1 rRNA gene (cut by a window edge) is annotated in these 2,500 nt (G+C 56.4%); it reads left to right on the top strand.

Annotated features, from left to right (window positions below):
• Nucleotides 1-2,478: ribosomal RNA gene (locus ACLF5H_RS30335) — 23S ribosomal RNA — on the top strand (it extends 308 nt beyond the left edge of the window).
• Nucleotides 2,479-2,500 lie beyond the last annotated feature (22 nt).

Raw genomic sequence — 2,500 nt, 5'->3', positions numbered from 1 at the left:
GTGCGGGGTTGTGGGATCTCTCTTCTACGGTCTGCCGGCCGTAGGGCGAGTCAGAAACCGTTGATGTAGACGAAGGACATGCGAAAGGTCCGGCGTAGAGGGTAAGACCCCCGTAGTCGAAATGTCAGCGGCTTGCTTGAGAGACACCCAAGTAGCACGGGGCCCGAGAAATCCCGTGTGAATCTGGCGGGACCACCCGCTAAGCCTAAATATTCCCTGGTGACCGATAGCGGATAGTACCGTGAGGGAATGGTGAAAAGTACCCCGGGAGGGGAGTGAAATAGTACCTGAAACCGTGTGCCTACAAGCCGTGGGAGCGTCGGAATGTGCTTGCACATTCTCGTGACTGCGTGCCTTTTGAAGAATGAGCCTGCGAGTTTGCGGTGTGTTGCGAGGTTAACCCGTGTGGGGAAGCCGTAGCGAAAGCGAGTCCGAACAGGGCGTTTTTAGTAGCACGCTCAAGACCCGAAGCGGAGTGATCTAGCCATGGGCAGGTTGAAGCGGAGGTAAGACTTCGTGGAGGACCGAACCCACCAGGGTTGAAAACCTGGGGGATGACCTGTGGTTAGGGGTGAAAGGCCAATCAAACTCCGTGATAGCTGGTTCTCCCCGAAATGCATTTAGGTGCAGCGTCGTGTGTTTCTTGCCGGAGGTAGAGCACTGGATAGGCGATGGGCCCTACCGGGTTACTGACCTTAGCCAAACTCCGAATGCCGGTAAGTGAGAGCGCGGCAGTGAGACTGTGGGGGATAAGCTCCATGGTCGAGAGGGAAACAGCCCAGAGCATCGACTAAGGCCCCTAAGCGTACGCTAAGTGGGAAAGGATGTGGAGTCGCACAGACAACCAGGAGGTTGGCTTAGAAGCAGCCACCCTTGAAAGAGTGCGTAATAGCTCACTGGTCTAGTGATTCCGCGCCGACAATGTAGCGGGGCTCAAGCGTACCGCCGAAGTCGTGTCATTCATACAAATAGCCCCAACGGGTGTATGGATGGGTAGGGGAGCGTCGTCTGCCGGGTGAAGCAGCACCGGAAGGTAGTTGTGGACGGTTGACGAGTGAGAATGCAGGCATGAGTAGCGATACACACGTGAGAAACGTGTGCGCCGATTGACTAAGGGTTCCTGGGTCAAGCTGATCTGCCCAGGGTAAGTCGGGACCTAAGGCGAGGCCGACAGGCGTAGTCGATGGATAACCGGTTGATATTCCGGTACCCGCTGTGAAGCGTCAAACATCGAGCATCGTGATGCTAAGGCCGTGAAGCCGCCCTGATCTCTTCGGAGTTGAGGGGAGTGGTGGAGCCGCTGTTCGAGCTGGGGGTGGCCGCAGAGACCAGCGAGAAGCGACTGTTTACTAAAAACACAGGTCCGTGCGAAGCCGTAAGGCGATGTATACGGACTGACGCCTGCCCGGTGCTGGAACGTTAAGGGGACCGGTTAGCTCCATTTCGGTGGGGCGAAGCTGAGAACTTAAGCGCCAGTAAACGGCGGTGGTAACTATAACCATCCTAAGGTAGCGAAATTCCTTGTCGGGTAAGTTCCGACCTGCACGAATGGCGTAACGACTTCTCGACTGTCTCAACCATAGGCCCGGTGAAATTGCACTACGAGTAAAGATGCTCGTTTCGCGCAGCAGGACGGAAAGACCCCGGGACCTTTACTACAGTTTGATATTGGTGTTCGGTTCGGCTTGTGTAGGATAGCTGGGAGACTTTGAAGCTCATACGCCAGTGTGGGTGGAGTCGTCGTTGAAATACCAGTCTGGTCGTGCTGGATGTCTAACCTGGGTCCGTGATCCGGATCAGGGACAGTGTCTGATGGGTAGTTTAACTGGGGCGGTTGCCTCCTAAAGAGTAACGGAGGCGCCCAAAGGTTCCCTCAGCCTGGTTGGTAATCAGGTGTTGAGTGTAAGTGCACAAGGGAGCTTGACTGTGAGACCGACGGGTCGAGCAGGGACGAAAGTCGGGACTAGTGATCCGGCGGTGGCTTGTGGAAGCGCCGTCGCTCAACGGATAAAAGGTACCCCGGGGATAACAGGCTGATCTTCCCCAAGAGTCCATATCGACGGGATGGTTTGGCACCTCGATGTCGGCTCGTCGCATCCTGGGGCTGGAGTCGGTCCCAAGGGTTGGGCTGTTCGCCCATTAAAGCGGTACGCGAGCTGGGTTTAGAACGTCGTGAGACAGTTCGGTCCCTATCCGCTGTGCGCGTAGGAGTCTTGAGAAGGGCTGTCCCTAGTACGAGAGGACCGGGACGGACGAACCTCTGGTGTGCCAGTTGTTCTGCCAAGGGCATGGCTGGTTGGCTACGTTCGGGAGGGATAACCGCTGAAAGCATCTAAGCGGGAAGCCTGCTTCGAGATGAGGACTCCCACCCACTTGATGGGGTAAGGCTCCCAGTAGACGACTGGGTTGATAGGCCGGATCTGGAAGCCAGGTAACTGGTGGAGGTGACCGGTACTAATAGGCCGAGGGCTTGTCCTCAGTTGCTCGCGTCCACTGTGTT

The organism is Streptomyces sp. LaBMicrA B280 (genome assembly GCF_049222185.1).
In the GTDB taxonomy this organism is placed as follows: domain Bacteria; phylum Actinomycetota; class Actinomycetes; order Streptomycetales; family Streptomycetaceae; genus Streptomyces; species Streptomyces murinus.
This window is presented reverse-complemented; position numbering and strand designations above follow the sequence as displayed.